The 1,397-nt window shown below is 40.4% G+C and carries 1 protein-coding gene; it reads right to left on the bottom strand.

The genetic code is table 11. The features are described 5' to 3' along the window. Nucleotides 1–1,048: TolC family protein (locus tag B4J23_RS01030; protein WP_291358397.1), on the bottom strand; the 1,048-nt coding region annotated here is incomplete at its 3' end. Between the last annotated feature and the right edge of the window lie 349 nt (nucleotides 1,049–1,397).

Below are 1,397 nucleotides of genomic sequence, written 5' to 3'. Positions count from 1 at the left end.
GATGTTGATCCAGGCTATATTCACCAAACGCAAAAACATTTGGCTTTTTAGCGGCCTGCTGGGCTTTGACATTGGCTTTGGCCAGTTCGGTATCCATCTGCATTTTTTTGATCAGGGGAGAGTTCTGACTAAAACTGCTGAGCAGAATATTCACATTTTGTGGTTCAGCACGATTCACAAACAAAGGTGTGCTTAGCTCGGTGATATTGCTATCCAGCAACAGATTATTTAGCTGAAATAGGGCAGCATTCAGATTGGCTTGGGTATTTTGTTGTGCGCGTTCAGCATTATTGCGTGCCACTTCGAACTGCATGCGTTGACCTTTACTGATAAAACCCTGCTGTTCCAGCTTCAGAGCATTACGATAATGTTGTTGCATGGCATTTGAATTAAAAAGTGCCGCATCCAGTAACTGTTTTTGTAGCTGCACATTGAAGTAGGACTGAATTAGTTCAAAACGCTGCGTATCCTGTTGCTGCTGATTACTAAGTTCGCTACGTCCTGACTGAATATTGGCAATTTCTTTGGCGCTACGGGTGAGGCCTCCGGTATATAGTGGCATCATCACGGAAACAGTGGGACGAGTCACCTGATCTTCAAGGACGACATTAGACGTATCCGGAATCAGACCAACTCCGCTATGAATAGTATTGTTAAGTCCTTCACGCAGTGGATCAGTAATACCTGCAGGTAGATCCACACCATTACTGGCTTCCCACTCATTAAGCCGGCCATTCACGCCTTGAGAGAGTGAATTTTCCAGATTATTTTTAAACTGCTTTAATGGAATATCGACTTCACTATGAAAGGCATAGGCACGAACATTCAGGTCAACACGAGGTAGGCCAATACCTTTGACAGCTTCTGCTTCAAGTTTTGACGCTTGCTCCAGACTTTGAAAAGCCTGGCTACTATAGGAACGTTGCAACAATTGTTGTTCTGCATCCTTAAAGCTGATGCTTTGTGCATAAGCAAAACTGCCATACATCATAGATGCAAGCACAGTCAGACCCCAGCAGACACATTGTTTATTTTTCTTCATATTCATAAAGTGGTAATGTAAAAGTCACATTAATTCAGTCTAAGCTGCATTATAAATCAAGTGCTTGCAGTGCAGGAATGGGTTAAGTTGTAGTATTGTTGTAATTTGAAACAATTCACTTCTCAAGTTTCAAGCTGATAGTTCTATGTCACTCTAAAACTTGAGCCGAGTTTAAATTCATTTTTCAATTATTTTATATTAGCGGCCGATTCAACATCTTCTAAGCATTGGATGAGATTGAATATTTTTAGCTGTACAATTTCTCATAAATGAAATCACCGAGTTAGAACAAAAAAATCAAAGATATTCAAATTATCCCTCGAATCTAGATTGGTTTTTTGACTCTATCTTCATT

Source organism: Acinetobacter sp. UBA3025 (genome assembly GCF_002367915.1).
Lineage (GTDB): Bacteria > Pseudomonadota > Gammaproteobacteria > Pseudomonadales > Moraxellaceae > Acinetobacter.
This window is presented reverse-complemented; position numbering and strand designations above follow the sequence as displayed.